Genomic DNA, 3,278 nt, shown 5'->3' with positions numbered 1-3,278 from the left:
GCAAGTCAAACCAATGTATCTTGTTTTGGAGGAAGTAATGGCGCTGCTTCTATTAATACACCAACAGGTGGAGCAGGAGGCTATACCTATAATTGGACACCGGGTAACCCAACAGGCGACGGAACGACGAGTGTAACGGGATTAATAGCAGGCACATGGACTTGTACCATCACGGATGTTAATAGTTGTACGCAGACTGTTAACTTCACCATTACGCAGCCACCAGCCTTGAGCTTAACGCCTGCAAGTCAAACCAATGTATCTTGTTTTGGAGGAAGTAATGGCGCTGCTTCTATTAATACACCAACAGGTGGAGCAGGAGGCTATACCTATAATTGGACACCAGGTAACCCAACGGGTGATGGGACAAGAAGTGTAACAGGGTTAACAGCTCAGACGTATACATGTACCGTAACAGATGCCAACGGATGTGTAGCAATACAGAATTTTACGATTACGGCACCATCAGCCTTAAGCTTAACACCTGCATCTCAAACCAATGTATCTTGTTTTGGAGGGAGTAATGGTGCTGCATCTATTAATACCCCAACGGGCGGTGCAGGAGGCTATACCTATAATTGGACGCCAGGTAACCCAACGGGTGATGGAACAACAAGTGTAACGGGTTTAACAGCTCAGACGTATACATGTACCGTAACAGATGCCAACGGATGTGTAGCAATACAGAATTTTACAATTACGGCACCATCAGCCTTAAGCTTAACACCTGCATCTCAAACCAATGTATCTTGTTTTGGAGGGAGTAATGGCGCTGCATCTATTAATACCCCAACAGGAGGTGCAGGAGGCTATACCTATAATTGGACGCCAGGTAACCCAACGGGTGATGGAACAACAAGTGTAACGGGTTTAACAGCTCAGACGTATACATGTACCGTAACAGATGCCAACGGATGTGTAGCAATACAGAATTTTACGATTACGGCACCATCAGCCTTAAGCTTAACACCTGCATCTCAAACCAATGTATCTTGTTTTGGAGGGAGTAATGGTGCTGCATCTATTAATACCCCAACGGGCGGTGCAGGAGGCTATACCTATAATTGGACGCCAGGTAACCCAACGGGTGATGGAACAACAAGTGTAACGGGTTTAACAGCTCAGACGTATACATGTACCGTAACAGATGCCAACGGATGTGTAGCAATACAGAATTTCACCATTACGCAGCCGACAGCCTTAGTAGCATCAACTTCCCAAACGAATATAGCGTGTAATGGTAGCGCAACAGGAGTGGCATCAGTATCACCATCTGGAGGTGTTCCTCCTTACGGTTACTTATGGTCAAACGGAAATACCACACCAACGGCTTCTGGTTTAGCAGCCGGGACTTATAGTGTAACCATTACCGACCAGAATGCGTGTCAACTCTCAAGAAGTTTCACCATCACCCAGCCGACAGCCTTAGTAGCAGCAACATCCCAAACGAATGTTGCATGTAATGGAGGGAGTACAGGAGCGGCATCCATATCTCCATCAGGAGGGACTACGCCATATACGTATTTATGGTCGAACGGAAATACGACATCAACGACAACAGGATTAACAGCAGGCGCATATTCGGTAACAGTAACCGATGCTAATGCTTGTCAGCTTACCAGAAACTTTACGATTACCCAGCCAACGGCATTAAATGCGACAACAAGTCAAACCAATGCGTCGGGCTTTGGAATTAGTAATGGAACAGCAACAGTAACACCAAGTGGAGGTACTCTTGGTTACAGCTATTCATGGTCGCCAAGCGGAGGAACAGGAGCAACAGCAACAGGACTAGGGGCAGGAACCTATACGGTTACGATAACAGATGCCAATGCTTGTCAGATAACCAGAACGGTAACCATAACGCAACCAGCAGGTATAACCAGTGTATCAGTACCAGCTTCAGGAACTTATAAGATAGGAAGTCAACTAGATTTAACAGTTAATTATAGTGCTAATGTAACAGTAACAGGCACACCAACCTTACCATTAACGGTAGGTTCGGCAAATAGAAATGCCAATTACCAAAGTGGCTCAGGCAGTAGCGCATTATTATTCCGCTATCAGATAGCAGCGGGAGATGAAGACGCTAATGGTATAGTAGTAGGCTCTGCTATAGATTTAAGTGGAGGAGCAAGTTTAGGAGGAGCAGCAACAACCTTAACTAATGTTGGTAGTACGAGTGCCGTATTGATAGATGGTATTGCACCAAATACGAGTTTCACTTCAACACCAGCATTGCTAACGAATGCAACATCAGCGAGCTTTACTTTTAGCAGTACGGAGTCAGGTACTTTTGAGGCAAGCTTAGACGGAGGATCTTACACAGCAGTAACCTCCCCTTCAACACTAACTTCTTTATCAACTGGTTCACATACCTATCAAGTAAGAGCGATAGATGTAGCGGGTAACATAGATGCCACACCAGCAAGCTACACTTGGACGGTTGATGATATAGCCCCAGCAGCTCCGGTAATTACCAGTCCGGCAGCAGGTGCAGTATTAACAGGTCTGAGTACTGTTATTTCAGGAACAGCAGAAGCTAATAGTAGTGTAAGTGTGACCATTAATGGAGATGTATTTAATACCGCAGCAGACGGAAGTGGTAATTGGACTATAACAAGAGCATTAACCAGCAACAGCTATAGCGTAACATCGGTAGCTACAGATGCGGCAAGCAATAGCAGCCCAATAAGTGCAACACGTAGCTTTAGTGTTAATATAGATCCAACGATTAATGTAACCGGTACTTTAGCGGCCCTAACCACAACTTATGGAAGCGCATCTAGCAGTACAAACTTTACTGTATCTGCTACCAATTTAACAACAGGTATCATAGCAACAGCCCCAACAGGGTTTGAGTTAAGTAATGACGATACCAATTACAGTCCTACTTTAACTGTAGGGTCAGCAGGCGATGTAGCCTCAAGTACAGTTTATGTAAGATTAAGTAAAGAAGCAGATGCAGGGAACTATACAGGTGATATTACCTTAAGTAGTACTGGGGCAACAGCTAAAACCATAGCAACAGTAAGCAGTACAGTAAATAAACGTAGTCTTGTGGTAACCGCTACCGGTATCAACAAAGAGTACGATGCAAACACTACAGCAACAGTAACCTTAGCAGATGATAGAATAGCAGGTGATGTACTAACAGCAGCTTATAGCACAGCCACGTTCGACAATAAGAATGTAGGCACAGGTAAAGCAGTAGCAGTATCAGGCATCAGCATTAGTGGCACAGATGCAGGTAACTATATAACAAATACCACTACAAG

The 3,278-nt window shown here is 44.6% G+C and carries 1 protein-coding gene; it reads left to right on the top strand.

Annotation, left to right across the window (positions count from 1 at the left end):
* A partial coding sequence (locus H510_RS19385) for a beta strand repeat-containing protein (RefSeq protein WP_245584856.1) occupies positions 1–3,278 on the top strand: 3,278 nt, incomplete at both ends.

The organism is Pedobacter glucosidilyticus DSM 23534 (assembly GCF_000425145.1).
GTDB lineage: Bacteria > Bacteroidota > Bacteroidia > Sphingobacteriales > Sphingobacteriaceae > Pseudopedobacter > Pseudopedobacter glucosidilyticus.
This window is presented reverse-complemented; position numbering and strand designations above follow the sequence as displayed.